Annotated in this window: 14 protein-coding genes and 1 riboswitch; of the genes, 3 read left to right on the top strand and 11 right to left on the bottom strand. The window is 39.4% G+C overall.

The genetic code is table 11. The features are described from left to right. Window positions 1-277 precede the first annotated feature (277 nt). Genes V7124_RS04145 through V7124_RS04125 form a run of 5 tightly spaced genes read right to left on the bottom strand, consistent with a single transcriptional unit; the run spans window position 278 to window position 5,909 of the window. Window positions 278-1,234, bottom strand: a complete 957-nt coding sequence (locus V7124_RS04145; protein WP_335486360.1) for a transketolase family protein — start codon at window positions 1,232-1,234, stop codon at window positions 278-280. Further along, on the bottom strand, window positions 1,231-2,076 hold the full coding sequence (locus V7124_RS04140; RefSeq protein WP_335486357.1) for a transketolase: 846 nt from the start codon (window positions 2,074-2,076) through the stop codon (window positions 1,231-1,233). The genes V7124_RS04145 and V7124_RS04140 overlap by 4 nt, the downstream gene beginning before the upstream one ends. A gap of 56 nt (window positions 2,077-2,132) precedes the next feature. Further along, a complete protein-coding gene (locus tag V7124_RS04135) occupies window positions 2,133-3,509 on the bottom strand; it encodes a PTS ascorbate transporter subunit IIC (protein WP_335486354.1) in 1,377 nt (458 codons plus the stop codon). A 28-nt stretch (window positions 3,510-3,537) separates the two neighbouring features. Further along, window positions 3,538-3,819 (bottom strand): PTS sugar transporter subunit IIB, encoded by a 282-nt coding sequence (locus V7124_RS04130; protein ID WP_335486351.1) that lies wholly within the window; start codon window positions 3,817-3,819, stop codon window positions 3,538-3,540. 26 nt (window positions 3,820-3,845) lie between these two features. After that, the gene (locus V7124_RS04125) at window positions 3,846-5,909 is read right to left on the bottom strand and encodes a BglG family transcription antiterminator (RefSeq protein WP_335486348.1); all 2,064 of its coding nucleotides are present in this window, start codon (window positions 5,907-5,909) and stop codon (window positions 3,846-3,848) included. Window positions 5,910-6,099: 190 nt separating this feature from the next. On the opposite strand from V7124_RS04125, the gene V7124_RS04120 reads away from it, so the two are divergent. Further along, the gene (locus V7124_RS04120; RefSeq protein ID WP_335486345.1) at window positions 6,100-6,888 is read left to right on the top strand and encodes a histidinol-phosphatase HisJ family protein; all 789 of its coding nucleotides are present in this window, start codon (window positions 6,100-6,102) and stop codon (window positions 6,886-6,888) included. Between the two features lie 190 nt (window positions 6,889-7,078). Here the strand turns inward: V7124_RS04120 and V7124_RS04115 are convergent, their stop codons facing one another. Beyond that, window positions 7,079-7,210: a hypothetical protein gene (locus tag V7124_RS04115; RefSeq protein WP_335486342.1), complete on the bottom strand. Its 132-nt coding sequence runs from the start codon at window positions 7,208-7,210 to the stop codon at window positions 7,079-7,081. A gap of 49 nt (window positions 7,211-7,259) precedes the next feature. Next, window positions 7,260-7,346: riboswitch (cyclic di-GMP riboswitch) on the bottom strand. Window positions 7,347-8,125: 779 nt separating this feature from the next. Here V7124_RS04115 and V7124_RS04110 point away from each other — a divergent pair. Beyond that, window positions 8,126-8,992 carry an ROK family protein gene (locus V7124_RS04110; RefSeq protein ID WP_335486339.1) on the top strand — a complete coding sequence of 289 codons (867 nt, stop codon included), beginning with the start codon at window positions 8,126-8,128 and terminating at the stop codon, window positions 8,990-8,992. A gap of 12 nt (window positions 8,993-9,004) precedes the next feature. Then, window positions 9,005-9,955, top strand: a complete 951-nt coding sequence (gene manA, locus V7124_RS04105) for a mannose-6-phosphate isomerase, class I (RefSeq protein WP_335486668.1) — start codon at window positions 9,005-9,007, stop codon at window positions 9,953-9,955. A 410-nt stretch (window positions 9,956-10,365) separates the two neighbouring features. Here manA and V7124_RS04100 read toward each other — a convergent pair whose 3' ends face one another. The 5 genes from V7124_RS04100 to V7124_RS04080 form a co-directional block, all read right to left on the bottom strand. Continuing rightward, complete coding sequence (locus V7124_RS04100) at window positions 10,366-11,862, bottom strand: RNA-guided endonuclease InsQ/TnpB family protein (protein WP_335486336.1); 1,497 nt, start codon at window positions 11,860-11,862, stop codon at window positions 10,366-10,368. A 288-nt stretch (window positions 11,863-12,150) separates the two neighbouring features. Beyond that, a complete protein-coding gene (locus V7124_RS04095) occupies window positions 12,151-12,810 on the bottom strand; it encodes an amino acid ABC transporter permease (protein WP_420490503.1) in 660 nt (219 codons plus the stop codon). A 59-nt stretch (window positions 12,811-12,869) separates the two neighbouring features. Beyond that, window positions 12,870-13,655, bottom strand: coding sequence for an ABC transporter substrate-binding protein (locus V7124_RS04090; RefSeq protein ID WP_335486333.1), 786 nt, complete (start codon window positions 13,653-13,655; stop codon window positions 12,870-12,872). An 18-nt stretch (window positions 13,656-13,673) separates the two neighbouring features. Then, the gene (locus V7124_RS04085) at window positions 13,674-14,396 is read right to left on the bottom strand and encodes an amino acid ABC transporter ATP-binding protein (protein WP_335414068.1); all 723 of its coding nucleotides are present in this window, start codon (window positions 14,394-14,396) and stop codon (window positions 13,674-13,676) included. Window positions 14,397-14,724: 328 nt separating this feature from the next. Then, entirely contained in the window at window positions 14,725-15,612 is an 888-nt protein-coding gene (locus V7124_RS04080; RefSeq protein WP_335486330.1) for an ROK family protein, read from the bottom strand. Window positions 15,613-15,834: the final 222 nt, after the last annotated feature.

Below are 15,834 nucleotides of genomic sequence, written 5' to 3'. Positions count from 1 at the left end.
TTCATGTCGATGTTTGGTCCAAGTCTTCGATAAGAATCCTCAAAACTAACCTATAAAAACGACTCATCTACACACATTGACACGCTTTGATACTAACTAAACGATTAAATAAAAGTACATCCACCCCTGATAAACAAAGAGTTTCTATCATAAAATGCGTCGAATTATGTCAGCCCGATACACGGTGACATAATTCTAACTTTGTACTATATACATTTCTTTCAAAAAGAAAAAATGCCCAAAAAAGAGCGCCGTTTTAACGGCACCCTTTCACTTTTTATAGTAATTCTTTGGCTGCCCCTGCTATGTCTTTCGGGGTTAGTTCGTAAAACTCTTTTAGGTATTCGAGTTTGCCGACTTGGCCGAATTGTTCTTTTACTCCAATGCGTCTCATTTTGGTTGGGCAGTGTTCGCTTAGTACTTCTGCTACTGCGCTTCCTAGCCCGCCAATGACGTTATGGTTTTCTGCTGTTACAACAGCTCCCGTTTTCGACGCGTATTTCACAATTAAATCTTTATCAATTGGTTTAATCGAGAACATATCGATCACGGTTGCCTCGATTCCTTGCTCGTAAAGCAAATCCGCCGCTTTTAAGGATTCCGCTACCATAATGCCACTTGCGATAATGGTAACATCGCCTCCTTCACGAAGAACCTTTCCTTTACCCTCTTCAAACACTTCATTCTCATCGTAAAGCTTAACGGCATTTTTACGAATCGTCCGGATGTAATGAATCCCATGCTCTTTTTCAATTTTCCGAAGCAAGAAACGTAGCATGGTAGAATCGCTCACTTCATACACTGTAGCATTAGGAAGAAGGCGAACAAGACCAATATCCTCGAAGGCCATATGAGTGCCTCCGTTATGCTCGGCCGTCACACCAGCATCGGATCCTAAAATCTTAATATTGGTCTTCGCATAAGCACCTGAAACAAATAGCTGGTCAAAGGTGCGACGAGTAGCAAACTGACCAAAGGTATGAACGTAAGGGATCTTCCCTGTCAACGACAGCCCCGCCGCCACTCCCATCATATTCGCTTCCATGATCCCGCCGTTAATGATTTGCGTCGGAATCTGCTTAACAATTTTATTCGTAGAGATAGCACTCATTAAATCAGCCTCTAGGGCGATTACATCGGGATTTCCCTGCGCCAGTTCCACCAATGTATTTGCATACATTTGCCGCATTTCCACTTTTTCTAGTTCATAATGTTTGGATGGTGTTGAAATCATACTGACACAACCTTTCCAAGTTTTCTTTCCAATTCTGCAATCGCAAGTCTAATAGCTGTTGCATCCTCTTCACTGGGACGGATATGATGGTTATCTGCCTTTTCTTCTAAATAGGGAACCCCTTGCCCTTTAACGGTATCTAAAATAATCGCAATCGGCTTCTCTACCTGACGTTTTCCCTCTTCAATAGCTTCATAGATTTGTTCCAATGAACGACCGTCAACACGCAGTGTGTAAAAACCAAATGCTTTAAACTTCTCCACAAAATCAAGTGGATCAATAATATCCTTCGTTAGACCGTCTAGCTGCTTTTTATTGTCATCAATAAACACAAAGAGATGATTCAGCTTATGGTGGGCAGCGAATTGTGTAGCCTCCCAACATTGTCCTTCGTTTAATTCACCATCACCGACGATACAATACGTATAATTATCCTTATTTGAAAGTTTATGAGACAGCGCGACACCAACAGCAGCGGAGATTCCTTGTCCTAAAGATCCAGTTGTCATATCCACACCAGGTGTTAAATTCTTATCCGGATGCGAAGGAAGAGTGGTTCCATTTTGATTTAACGTATAGAGATCTTCTTCAGGAAAGTAGCCTTTAGCCGATAACGTCGCATAAAGACCTGGTCCGCCATGACCTTTGGATAGAATGAAGTAATCACGATCCTCCCATTTCGGATCCTGAGGATTTATCTTCATCACTTCACCATATAAGACAGCCAAGGCTTCAACAATCGATAAGCTGCCGCCATAATGCCCGAAACCAAGATGATATAATTCTTTTAATGTATTAAGCCGGATCTCATCACGAAATGCTTCTAATTTTTGTAAATCCATCTTCTTTCCTCCTTTTTTTCAAAAAGTTAGGGGTGTGCGAAAACACCCCCACTGTCCTATGCTCCTACTTGTTGTGAATCAGACGCAGCTTTGTTTTTTTTGAAAAAACCAAATACCACTGCAAGAACAACAAGACCAACAACCGTAACCGTAACACCTGTTGCGCCAAAGGAATTAGCGATATTACCAAGTAGAATTCCAGAAGCTGCAAAGTCAGCGTCAGAGAATGTTGTACTAGCAAAACCAAGGTCTCCTAGCACCGGCATTAAGAATACAGGTAAGAAGGTAATCAACAAACCATTTGCAAACGAACCAATCGTCGCACCGCGGACACCGCCTGTTGAATTACCGAATACTCCAGCCGTTGCACCTGTAAAGAAATGAGGAACGACACCTGGTAAAATAATAACTGCACCCGCGAACCCAAGGATGGCCATTCCGACGATACCGCCAAGGAAGCTGCAGAAGAACCCGATTAATACCGCATTTGGCGCATATGGGAATACAATTGGACAGTCAAGAGCTGGCTTAGAGTTTGGAACGAGTTTAGTAGAAATCCCTTTAAACGCAGGAACAATTTCAGCCAACACAAGTCGAACACCTGAAAGGATAACGAAAACCCCTGCTGCAAACGTAACACCTTGAATGATAGAGAAAACAATATAATGAGTGCCGCCACTTAACTCTTTTTCAACATAAGATGGGCCTGCAAATAGAGCAATAAACACATAAAGAATAACCATCGTTAATGAAATCGTGACAGAGCTATCACGCAAAAATCCAAGTCCCTTAGGAAACTTAATCTCCTCTGTTGAACGAGATCCCTTACCAACCACTTTCCCAACTAGACCCGACAATACATAACCTAAGCTTGAGAAGTGTCCGAAACCAACGTTGTCGTTTCCGGTAATTTTTCGCATAAACGGCTGACAAATCGCTGGGAATACAGCCATGATTAAACCTAACGCAAGGGAACCAACAATAATCAATGGTACTCCTTTTAAACCAGATACAACTAAGATAACCGCAAGCATACATGCCATGTATAAAGTATGATGGCCTGTTAAGAAAATATATTTTAATCTAGTAAACCGAGCAATTAAGATATTCGCTAACATTCCAAAGAACATGATGAAGGCTGTTGCAGTACCATACTTGGTTAACGCCATCGCAACAATAGCCTCGTTATTTGGCACAACCCCGTTAACGTTAAAAGCTACTTCGAACATTTTACCGAATGGTTCAAGGGATCCAACGATAATTCCAGCACCTGCAGATATAACAAGAAAGCCTAAGAACGTTTTAGTCGTTCCCTTTATAATCTCACTCGCTGGCTTTTTCAAAATAATAAGACCAACAAGCGATATTAACGCAACCAGCACAGCTGGCGTACTCAAAATATCCATGAATAATTTAAGAATTCTTTCGCCCATACGATTACCTCCCAATTAATTCAAATGATTAAAGCAATCCTTTTTGTTGAAGGACATCCTTCAGTTTGCTGCGAATACCATCCATATCAATAATACTTTCAATCACGATAACCTCACCTAAATGCCCCATTCCTTCCGCAATATCCTTTGCTGCGATAAAAAGATCAGCGGAATCTGGAGTAGCAGAGCTAAGATCAGAATGTTCAACTTCAATACCGCTAACACCTAACTCACTAAGGATTTGCTGCACATTCATCTCCAACATAAAGCTGCTGCCTAAACCAGATCCACAAACGGCTAAAATTTTCATTTGAAATTCCTCCTATTTTTTAAAAATTAAACCACTGCTGAATAACGCTCGAATAATTCAAGAATATCTTCTGTTGTCTCTAACTCTTTTAAGAGCCCGACATTGTTGTTCTCACTTAGAAGCTTCGTTAATTGAGATAACGCCTTAAGATGTGTTTTATTATCGATGGCCGCAATACAAAAGATTAAGCGGACAGGATACTTTTCGTCATTTAAAAAATAGACCGGCTCATCGAGCTTTAAAAAGCTCATCCCTAGTTGATTTACTCCTAATTCAGGTCGTGCATGTGGAATGGCCACCTCTGGGCCAATGACAACATATGGACCTAATGTTTTAATATTAGAAATCATCGCATCGATGTAGGTTGATTCAATAGCCCCTGACTCTAGCAAAGGATTGGCTGCTACTTTTACAGCCTGCTCCCAATCAGGGAGCTGTCCAACAATTTGAATCGTATTCTCTTTCAGTAAATCGCTTAACACTGGTTGATCCCCCCTCTGAATATCTACCTTTTTGTGAAAGGTTAGTTGATTTAAAGCATTGGTTAAGCCTTTTTCATCATAAACATTGGCAAAGCGCTGGATCGATTGAATCAGCTCTTTTGTCGAGATGTCACGGTATTCGATCCCAAAAAGATGATGATACACTTCATTGACCAAGCTGTTTTTTTCTGTTGGTGTCATAATTGGCTTTACATAAAAGCACGGCAGCTTAGATTCGATCTCTACCGTTGAAAAGACGAGATCATATTGGTCAACATTCTCCTGTTGATAGCCTTGTAATGACAGGGTTTTTTCTACGATAATTTCAGAGAAAAGCGATTCCAGCAGGTGTTTCACCATCAACGATGAGCTTATTCCACTTGGACAAACCACGATCGCTCGTTTCTTTTTAGGTACTACCTGCTTCGGTTTTTCTAACATTGCTCCAAAATGAATCGTGATAAATCCAATTTCATCTTCTGGGATTTTTATACTTAATAGTGATCCAATCGGCTGGAGCAATTCCTTTACGATCGTATATAGCTCATGATGTTCTCGTTTGATTTGATCGAGCAGCGGATTATTAATCGGAATTCGATATTTCATTCGAAAATAAGCTGGCTTTAGATGCTGATATAAGCTGTTAATGACTTCGTTCTTTTTTTCGAAAGCAATCGCTGCTTTGTTTTCAAAATCAAATACAAGCTTTTCACATAATGTAAAAATTAAGTCCCGACCTCCATCAAGAACAGAGCGGTTTCCTAATGAAAGACCTAGCAATTGAGTGGTGAAATAGCATAGCTCATTTTCATCTTCCTCAAACTGAATAGATTGAAATAATGTTTTTGCCACCCGCCACATATGTTCTTTTTTCAATAATTCGATTTCATCATGATGGAACCTGACAAACTTTCTTTCCCTATAACGGTAATAATAGAAAACAAGAAAAAACGTAAAATGATGCAATCGTTCCTCGACAAAATGGAGGTCGAACAGCTTTTCCATTTCAGTAAGCGTATCGTGAATCGTATTCAAAGCAATTTGCTCCGACCGATCACTTACTAGATAGTTGATTAGTTCTTTATAATACGGAATGCGTAACAACTCAGCTAAATGATGTTGGACAAGTACCCGCTTATCCGACTCTGCACCTGAAAGATGATAGCCCTTTTGCCTGGAATAGCGTATTTCAACCAGGAAGGAGAGATTCCTTTCATTGGCCTTTTTCACATCGGATATAACTGTGTTCTTACTTACCTGCAGGAGCTGGGTTAAATGGACCGACGAAATGGGCTCTTGCCGGATAAAAAGGTAAAGGTAGATGAAGATCAAACGTTCCTCTTCGGTTAAAATAAAATCGCGTTCCTTCACTTCTATTCGTTGTTTCCGAAAATAGTCGATTACCTCTTCCGGCATCACGATAAATTGATGTCCCCTGTAAGGAATCACAGGAAGGGTTTTCTCCTTCAACCAATAGTTGACTTTCTCCAAGTCATAGGATATCTGTCGCTTGGTTAAGTGAGTTTGATCCATGACCTGATTCATGGTAGTATTCTTCACTTTTAATAGATGCCTCAGTAAAAGTGCAGGTCGTTTATCAATCATCATCGGGTCTCTACCTCCTGAAGTAATCATATAATAGAACGCTTTCATGTTGTTCGGTGATTGGGAACAATTGATGTTTGAACAATCTGACAAAATTGCGCCCATCTCGTTATTAGACAAATTTTTGTTTCATTATAGACAATTGTGAATGATTTCACTATAGTAGTTTTAAAAAAAGAGCTGGTGAATAAGTATGTATTTAATGGATTACCATCATCATACCAATCATTCCTTTGACTCCACCGCTAGTATGGTAGAAGTATGTAAAAAAGCAATAGAAAACGAGATTCAAGAGATTTGCTTTACCGAGCATTTCTCCGTTAATCCAATTGCACCAACCTATGGTCACATCGTTTTTGAAAAATATTTAAATGAGATTCGGTATTGTCAGGAACAATTTCACAGCCAGTTAATTGTAAAAGCTGGCATTGAACTTTGCGAGCCTCATCTTTTAAAAGACCAATATGATGAAATAGTGCAGCCACTAAACTTAGATTTCATCCTGGGCTCGGTCCATAATCTCAACAACCAGAAGCTACGCCTTGCCCTCAAAGAAGGTCATCCAACCGCCTATGAACGGTATTTTAATGAACTATATCACATGGTATCTACTGCTGATGTAGATATAATCGCACATTTCGATTTAATGAAGCGCTATGCCTATAAAGAACATGGCCTTTATGATTTTCATCAATATCAAGAAATCATCGAGCAAATTTTTAAAAAAGCAATTGATAGAAATATAGGAATTGAAATTAATACCTCTGGACTTAGAACAGGATTACAACAAACATTACCATCGCTCGAGGTCATCCAACTGTATAAAGAGCTAGGCGGAGAAATTTTGACGATTGGTTCAGACTCTCATGCAGCAGAGTCTGTTGGTGCCAACCTCACAGATGCACTTTCTATAGCGAAGGATTGTGGATTTAACTATATTTATAAGTTTGAAAAAAGAAACCCGATACCGGTAAAAATATAGAGTATCAATAACAAACCTAGTGTTTAAACCTACTATATTGTCACAAATCATATATCAATATAAAAAAGAATAGGTTTATTACACCGCAAGGGTGCAATAAACCTATTCTTTAATCTATTAACCGATATAGAAAATTTTAAATCTATGAAAAAAATAATGATTTCAAGAAAATACGCTTTGTGACAGGTTCTCAGTTTTGGTAAGCCTTTTCACTTCGAAAAGCTTCTAACTGATGGTCTCCCTTTTTTGCTGCAACCATAAGACTCATAATGGTAAGCATCGAAAAAGAACCGACTAATAAACCTGCAATAAACATAAACATAATAGTACCCCCTAATGGCTATTTACTAATTCGTAGGAAGGTGATCATATTCGGTACCTGGCTGGCATAGTTTCAAAGAACGTTAGCCCCTATAGTTTTGCGACACCATTTTTCAATGGATTTGCCCTTTCGTACGAACTATGTATTTATAAGCTAACTATATCATTAATTACTTGCCGTTAATAGTACTATTAACCATTTATAAATAATAAAAACCAAAAACAGACAATATTTACTAAATTAAGACAAAAATAAATGGGCATGGAGGGGGTGAAAGGATCATTGCACAAGGCACACTAAAATCTTATATAGTTTTGTCGAAATAAAATTTAATCGTTCTGACAACTTTCCACTTTAATCTCACTCTATGTTTGGTATTTTTAACGTATAATCACATTTCCACATTTTTCTTATCCAACGAATGAATAATATATATCACCTTAGGGTATCTCCATTAATATAACCGCTATTCAATATCTTTTAAATGATATCAGTCAAAACAATATAAACAGTAATCTTAACTATATTGTAGGGAGTGGTTTTAATGGAAGAACAAGGTAATATTATTCACGGGCTGCTCTGGGGTGTCTCAATAAGTGTCCCGCTATGGATAGCACTCTTTGGTTGGATAAAACTACTTCTTCGGATTTTACTTTAGTTTATACCCCTCAAAAATAATTTTAAGATTTCAAACTATCCACCTTCTCCATTATCCTCCGCATCATCAAACTTGTATAGGAATCTATAAAAAAACAAAAGATTGATTTCATCAAAGAATTTCCAAAAATGATCCAAGTGACGATAATCTATCAGTTACAAATTTCCTATTTACATTCTCTGGAAGGATTTAAAATATAATCTTTCTTTAGTATAATGAATAGGAAGATTAAGTATATTGATAGGTGGTAGTACGTGATGTTAGGTGCAGTTGAAGCCGGCGGTACGAAGTTTCTTTGTGCGATCGGGGATGATACAGGCAAAATCATAGAACGAATTCAGATACAAACCACTGTCCCTGAGGAAACAATGCCAAAGGTTATTGAATTTTTTAAGGGTAACCAGATTAAGGCAATCGGAGTGGGTTCTTTCGGTCCGTTAAATCTGGATAAGGAAAGTCCCAGATATGGCTACATCACTTCGACACCTAAACCAGGTTGGCGTAATTACCCGTTCGTACGGACGTTAGAGAACGAATTCGGCATACCGATAGGTTTTAATACCGATGTGAACGCAGCTGCATTAGGTGAGGCTACTTATGGAGCAGCAAAGGGATTGGATAGTTGTTTATACATAACCATTGGAACAGGTATTGGGGCAGGAGCCGTTGTCCAGGGCAAACTTCTTCAAGGATTATCCCATCCGGAAATGGGCCATATTCTTGTAAGACGTCATCTGGAAGATACATATCGAGGAAACTGTCCATATCACGGCGACTGCCTTGAAGGTCTAGCTTCTGGCCCAGCAATTGAGGCACGTTGGGGCTCCAAGGGAGTAAACCTAGCGGACAGGCTAGAAGTATGGGAATTACAAGGATATTATATTGCTCAAGCTCTTATGCAATATATGTTGATTCTTTCTCCGAAAAAAATTATCCTTGGCGGCGGAATTATGCATCAAAAGCAATTATTTCCATCAATATATAAACATTTAAAAGAATTCATTGCCGATTATGTCATTTTACCAGAGCTATCTGACTATATAGTTAGTCCCGGCTTGGGCGATGATGCTGGGATTACTGGATCACTTATGCTTGCCCAGCAGGCACTTCAAGAGACTATATAATCAGCGGAGGTTATCGTTTTGCAACCATTATTCTTAAAACCAGTTTTTAAAGAACGTATTTGGGGCGGAATTGCTTTAACAACAAAGTTTGGTTATGCCATTCCAACCGACCAAACAGGGGAATGCTGGGCCATTTCTGCTCATCCCAATGGGCCATCGATTATAGAAAATGGACCATATGCAGGGATGTCATTGGACGAGCTTTATAAAAAACAGCCAGAGTTATTTGGAAACCCAAAAGAAGAGGTTTTTCCCCTGTTAACGAAAATTCTTGACGCCAATGCGGATTTATCCGTTCAGGTCCACCCTGAGGATGAATATGCAAATATTCATGAAAATGGAGAGTTAGGCAAAACAGAATGCTGGTATATCCTCGACTGCAAGGAAGGCACTGATATGATCTTCGGCCACAATGCCAAAACAAAAGCGGAATTAATCCAGCAAATGAATGAAGGAAAATGGAATGAGCTCCTGCGTAAAGTAAAAATAAAGCCAGGCGACTTTTTCTATGTTCCAAGTGGGACCATCCATGCTTTATGCGAAGGTACGCTTGTCTTGGAAACACAGCAAAGCTCTGACACCACCTACCGGGTATATGACTACGGCCGCAGGGATGCGGAGGGGAATTTACGTGAACTCCATTTAGAAAAAGCCATTGATGTCACCACGGTTCCTCACCAAGAAACAGGTGTAACCCCTATAGTGGAGGAACGTGAAAATGCAACGGTAACGACTTTTGTGGAATCTGATTTCTTCTCTGTCTACAAATGGACGATCAATGGCAAAGCAACTTTTTCATCTGCTGACCGCTACTTGCTCGTAAGCGTCATAAAAGGAGACGGTGCACTTGTTCATTCAGGTGAACGTTATCCGCTGAAAATAGGAACACATTTCATTCTTCCGGTTGGTACTGGAGAGTTTGAACTACATGGAAATGCAGAGTTTATTGTTTCCCATAAGTAATCTTTCAAAAAGTCCCCAGAGTTTTCAACGAACGGTGGGGGGAGTTTTATTTCCAACAAAGGAGAATTTTTGTAAGGGGCTGTCCAAAAAGTCAGGTAACTGACCTTTGGAAGCCCCTTTTTCATTTTATAATGGAGCTTTTATCAAGTTATATCTCCTTTTTTCTTTATTCACATTGGCCTAGTGCTAACTAATGGTGTTTGAATCTATAATTTTTGTGATACTCTCTATACCCCACCCTGCTGGAAATTCTCTGGATGGTACCTGGCACCCGGTTCTTTTCTCGTACTTTATTAAGATTGGTGTGGTTGGGGATGAGTATCCCCATAGCTAAAGCTAGGGGTTTCGAAAGAATAGTCTAAAAAAGCACCATTGTCTATTCGTGGGCTACCACAAGTCCCGCTAGTACATCAGGCCGAAGCCTTCAGCTTTGCATATCCATTTTTCATGATGATGATTTTCTGTGGAGCCTGAAGGAATTGATTTCTTTCAAGTCCTTCAAAGGCACTCTTTACATGTTTTCGAATGATATTAAAGGCGCCATTTACATCCGCATGGATTAGAACTTTTGAGCCCTTAATTTTGTAAAAGGCTCTAGTGCATCGATACCCACTAAAAGTAGTTTCGTGTTCTTCTCCAAAAGTTGGGATGGGGTCATGATTCAAGAAACTGGACTTGGAAGTATAGCTCTCCTCCCTATCAATGACCTGAACACCTTTGCGCTCGGCTTTGTATCGAACCATTTCAATGAAAGTCACATAGGGGATTTGGATGAAGGTTTGCTTATTTGCCTTTTGCATAGCAACCTCCACTTTCCAGCCAACATTCCTGCCAATGATAATCGTATCGATGTTTCTTTCTAGAGCAATTTCCACCACTTTACCGCTAGCCTTATGCAAAAAGTCCATGACTCGATTATTTCTTTTTCGATCCAGCGAAATCATTCGGTTCGTGGTAAATATCCCTTCATTTGGATCTTTGCCATTTCGAATGATACTCGTGTACGTAGCCTTTAATTTGTTATAGTATTGATTGATCGATTTTAACCTTGCGCCCTTGATAAGCAGAGGCTTTAGCCCCGTATTATCGACGATAGTTGCCAGGTTATCAACGCCTAAATCAATACCCATTACTCGTTTCGGCTCAAATATCAATTCATTAGATTGCTTGTCAGAGCGTTCAATTTCCTTTTCCTGTTTACCTTTAAAAATGACTTCTACAACATAGCGACCATAGGAGGGGACAATTCGAACCTGTTGAAGTTTTCCTTCAGATTGGTCTATCTTTCCCAATTTTAACTGTAGATGAGTTCCAGGAAATTTAAGAACATTTCCTTCTTTAATCGTGGTTATTTGATTAGTTAAATAACATGTGGTTCTTCCATTCTTCTGTTTGTATTTTGGAATCTTTGGCTTACCGGAAAAGCTAGCAGGATTGATTTTATATTTCTTAGAGGCTTCGAAGAAACTTTTCCAATCGTCATAAACTTTTTTCATCGTTTGTTGATTGGACTGGGAGGGCATAGAAGTGTAATCTACTTGTTTCATCACTTTAAATAAGGCTTCTACAAAGCCATATCCAATAAATGATTTCTCAAGATGAGGCATTTCAAATAGCTTCAACATTGGATTAGTTATTTTACCATTTTTGTTTACTTTCTTGGGCTTCATCTTCGCTTTTTCATGGCTTTTCTGGCGAATCTCATTCATTTTAGGTAAATGTGATTCAATATCCATTAGAACCTGAAGTTGATTTTCATTTCTAGTTTCCTTTTTTAGAGCGCTGTAAACCTGTCTAATATAATAATTGGTAATGTTATACAAATTTTTCGCCTTAAAACACAGAGTATCACAGTATTCAAACAAATCATGGTCTGGATGTATTTGAATTTTATAGGCACTGTACATTTCGTTCACCTCCCAACTAAGAACAAATGTTCTATTTATACTTTCATTATACCAAATAGTTTGATAGAAAGTATAGTAGGAACCTTGGCTTTTTCAAAAAAATACAGCTTATATCCCCATATCTAAAGACAGGGGTTTTAAGCTGTTTTTTGATAATTTTTGTGATACTCTCTATACCCCACACTGCTGGAAATTCTCTGGATGGTACCTTGCACCCGGTTCTCTTCACTGCTTTAAACTTTAGTAGAGTGGGGGTCTGACCCCAATGTCCCAATGTCCTAAAAAAGTTTATGTCGTTTTCCTCGAATCAATATCCAATCGTGTTTCCAATTTCCTAAGAAGATACGTAAATAGCATGACGAGAATGAAATAGTAGAATCCCACCACGATGTACGTATCCAATTGCCGGTAATTAGACGCCGCTTCACTTAAGCCAGAGCCCCACAAATCAGCCATACCGACATACGCCACTAAAGATGAATCCTTTAAACCGATAATAAATTGATTGCCCAATGAGGGAATTGAAAATTTAAAGGCTTGCGGTAAAACTATTCTTCGCATGGCAAGCGGATACGTCATACCTAGTGATTGGGCTGCCTCCATTTGTCCCCGATCAATCGATTGAATGGAGCCACGGAAAATCTCAGCGATATAAGCCCCACTATGGATGGCTAAGGCCAACGCTCCAGCCCAGAACTGAGACAAGGTAATGATGGAAGCAATGCCGAAGTAAAGAATGGCAATCTGTACAATTAACGGTGTTCCACGAATTAAGCCAATATAGACCATTGCCACTTTGTTAAGCCATTTATTTTTTGAAATTCTAAAAAACGCCATGATTAGCCCGATGATAATCCCAATTAGTAAGGATGTCATTGTTAATCGTAAGGTAAGAACGGCAGCATAAATAAATACTTCGTAGGTGTCTAAGAAAATTTGAACGATGATCCACACCCCCTCCCGTTCATAGTCAAAAAGGTCCAAGACAAGGACATGCAATGACTCCCTTACTCTCCTAAAATATTGCGGTTAAACCATTTGTTACTGATCTTCTCATACGTTCCATCCTTAATAATTTCCTCAAGAGCTTTATTTAATTTGTCAAGCAGCTCCTTGTCCTCTTTTCGTACCGCAATCGCTTGATCATCTTGAGAAAGCGGTTCGCCCACATCCTTTATCTTAATGGCGCCTTCTTTAATGATGGGAAATCCGACCATTTGGTCCGTAATCACCGCGTCAAGTCTCCCAGTTGGCAAATCCATCAAGGCAGTTATGTCACTGTCATACTCAACCACCTTGTCCTTATCTGTGTTTTGCAGCGCCAATTCCTTGTAATTACTTGCCTTTACAACACCGATCGTCTTCCCTTTCAAGTCCGCAGCTGATTTAATGTCTTGTTTATTTTCAGCGACAAAAATCTGTGCACCAGATTGATAGTAGGTATTGGTAAAATTGACCGATTTTTTCCGTTCATCCGTTACGGTCATACTGCCAATAATCGCATCATACTTTTTCGCTTGTAACCCTTGAATAATCGTTTCCCATGGGTTTGTCACAGGGACAGCCTTCATCCCCATTTTCTCCGCAAGGGCTTTGCCAATTTCCACATCGAAACCTTCTAATTTTCCATTCTCTTTAAAATTAAACGGTTTATATAATCCGCTCATGGCATACTGAAATTCCTTTTTATCTGCTGACGTTCCAGCGCTTTTTTCTGACGAACCACAGGCCGTCAGGATGAATGAAACCAAAGACAGCGAAACAAGCAATCCTACCCATACATTCTTTTTCATGAGTACCTCCTCCATTTTTTAAAGAATATTCGTTAAAAACTGTTTGGTTTTCTCGTTTTGCGGATTCATAAAGAATTCATGGGGTGCTGCTTCTTCTACTATTTTTCCTTCTCCCATAAACACAACCCGATCAGCTACTTCCCTGGCAAAGCCCATTTCATGGGTAACCACAATCATCGTCATTCCCTCATACGCCAACTGTTTCATAACCTGAAGCACTTCTCCGACTAATTCCGGATCAAGCGCAGAGGTTGGCTCATCAAATAGCATAATGCGTGGCTCCATGGCAAGGGAACGAGCAATAGCAACGCGTTGCTTTTGACCGCCAGATAGATTTTTCGGATAGGCGAAGGCTTTATCCGTTAGCCCAACCTTCTTGAGCAAAATCATAGCCTTTTGTTCAGCCTCTGCCTTGTCCATTTTTTTCACATATAAAGGTGCTTCCATCACATTCTCCAACACATTCTTGTGTGGGAAAAGGTTAAAATGCTGAAAAACCATTCCCACCTCTTCTCGTACTTTATTAAGATTGGTGTGGTTGGGGATGATCTTTTCCCCCATAAGGATAATTTCACCTTGATCAAAAATCTCCAAAAAATTAAGACACCGCAGCAAGGTACTTTTCCCTGAACCACTAGCACCAATAATCACGACAACCTCTTTCTCTGAAACGGTAAGCTCAATCCCATTTAATACAGTTTGGGACCCAAAAGACTTAACAAGATTCCTTACCTTAATCATGTCACCCTCCTTGTTACTTTTTTATAATAAAGAGCTCACTAACATCCAAAAAGAATGAATGTCCTCCTGCAAAATCATTACGACTTAAAACAAGCTTGTTCACTGTTCATTCTATTAACCTAAACGCCAATATATGCGTAAATTTGGGACACTCGGACGTTTTAAAATATTTGTCTCCATACAAAAAAACCACAGACAAAGGTCTGTGGCTGTGACAAATTTTATACTTTCTTATCTTTTTAAAATAGTCTGCTGGATAGGTCACTGTAGAATGTGCTCTACTAATCGGTACTTGCCCAGTCTTAAGTAAGCGGTTTTATCTATGAATCTATTTTAATTCAGTGTGCATAGCACCGTAAACGGCCCCTAATAAGTTGGCATTTTGACGATACTTACAAGCTACGATTTCCGGTTTTATTTTAGCAAGGTCCACTCTTGCTAAAATATGATCTAGCTTCTCATTGATTCCATCTATGAGTTCGTCTCTTGCACTGATGCCACCGCCAATGACGATTACCTCAGGATCGTAAATGTACTGTAAATTATAAATCCCTACTGCTAATAAATGATAGAATCGATTAATTGCTTCAATACAATCTTTATCACCTGATTCTGCCAGCTGAAATATTTGTTCACCAGAAATAGACTCGGCACTGATTTGCTTTCTTTTAGCTACCTCTCTTACCAGTGCAGCCGTTGAAGCCACCCTGCTCCAAACGTCATTGCTATCTTGAACATCACTTGTTACCAGCATATAACCAAATTCACCGCCATGGAGATGGGCTCCTTTATGTAATTGACCGTTTTTAAACACCGATCCACCAATACCGGTTCCAATCACCATGACAAGCACATCTTTTTTTCCCTTAGCTGCACCATTCCATAACTCAGCATAGCCCGCACAATTCGCATCATTTTCTAAGTAAACCGGTAGTGAAGTTAGCTCTTTAACCAAATTTTTAATATTTGGTCCATGTAAATAACGGATGGCACTTGAACCAGAAATCACACCTTCATCCGAAACAGCACCAGGTGAACTAATCGCGATTCCTTTTACATCCGAATACGTGACGATAAGGTTTTTAATAATCGATAGCAGTTCGTCTAATGTACCTGGTGTTTTTACTTTATTGTTCTCAAGGATCTCAGCATTTTCAGTGACTAAGCCGTATTTAATAAATGTTCCGCCGATATCAAAAGCTAAATATCTACTCATCTTGAAACGCCCCTAGCTAGCAAAACTTTTATTTATGCTATTTGAAACTTGTCTGTTGATTTCCGCTCCAGGCCTTCGCGCACCTTAGGGCGGTCCAGTGAGCCTCCTCGGCGCTGAAGCGGAGGGCACTGAAAACTTTACAAACTAGAAAAAGGAAGAAATCTAAAATATTTGAAGTTGTTACCGTATTTCCGCCGAACCCGATTTACGGGCACTATCTGC

The sequence above is a fragment of the Neobacillus niacini genome (assembly GCF_036961885.1).
In the GTDB taxonomy this organism is placed as follows: Bacteria; Bacillota; Bacilli; order Bacillales; family Cytobacillaceae; genus Neobacillus; species Neobacillus niacini_H.
Note: the sequence above shows the minus strand (reverse complement) of the source record. Positions and strands in the feature narration are given on the sequence as shown.

Bases quoted from the DNA above. Each gene is read 5' to 3' on its own strand.
- V7124_RS04080 (WP_335486330.1), bottom strand. From the start codon at position 15,612: ATGAGTAGATATTTAGCTTTTGATATCGGCGGAACATTTATTAAATAC.
- V7124_RS04125 (WP_335486348.1), bottom strand. From the start codon at position 5,909: ATGATGATTGATAAACGACCTGCACTTTTACTGAGGCATCTATTAAAA.
- V7124_RS04100 (WP_335486336.1), bottom strand. From the start codon at position 11,862: ATGTACAGTGCCTATAAAATTCAAATACATCCAGACCATGATTTGTTT.
- V7124_RS04110 (WP_335486339.1), top strand. From the start codon at position 8,126: ATGTTAGGTGCAGTTGAAGCCGGCGGTACGAAGTTTCTTTGTGCGATC.
- V7124_RS04120 (WP_335486345.1), top strand. From the start codon at position 6,100: ATGTATTTAATGGATTACCATCATCATACCAATCATTCCTTTGACTCC.
- V7124_RS04115 (WP_335486342.1), bottom strand. From the start codon at position 7,210: ATGTTTATGTTTATTGCAGGTTTATTAGTCGGTTCTTTTTCGATGCTT.
- V7124_RS04130 (WP_335486351.1), bottom strand. From the start codon at position 3,819: ATGAAAATTTTAGCCGTTTGTGGATCTGGTTTAGGCAGCAGCTTTATG.
- V7124_RS04145 (WP_335486360.1), bottom strand. From the start codon at position 1,234: ATGATTTCAACACCATCCAAACATTATGAACTAGAAAAAGTGGAAATG.
- V7124_RS04085 (WP_335414068.1), bottom strand. From the start codon at position 14,396: ATGATTAAGGTAAGGAATCTTGTTAAGTCTTTTGGGTCCCAAACTGTA.
- V7124_RS04090 (WP_335486333.1), bottom strand. From the start codon at position 13,655: ATGAAAAAGAATGTATGGGTAGGATTGCTTGTTTCGCTGTCTTTGGTT.
- V7124_RS04135 (WP_335486354.1), bottom strand. From the start codon at position 3,509: ATGGGCGAAAGAATTCTTAAATTATTCATGGATATTTTGAGTACGCCA.
- V7124_RS04140 (WP_335486357.1), bottom strand. From the start codon at position 2,076: ATGGATTTACAAAAATTAGAAGCATTTCGTGATGAGATCCGGCTTAAT.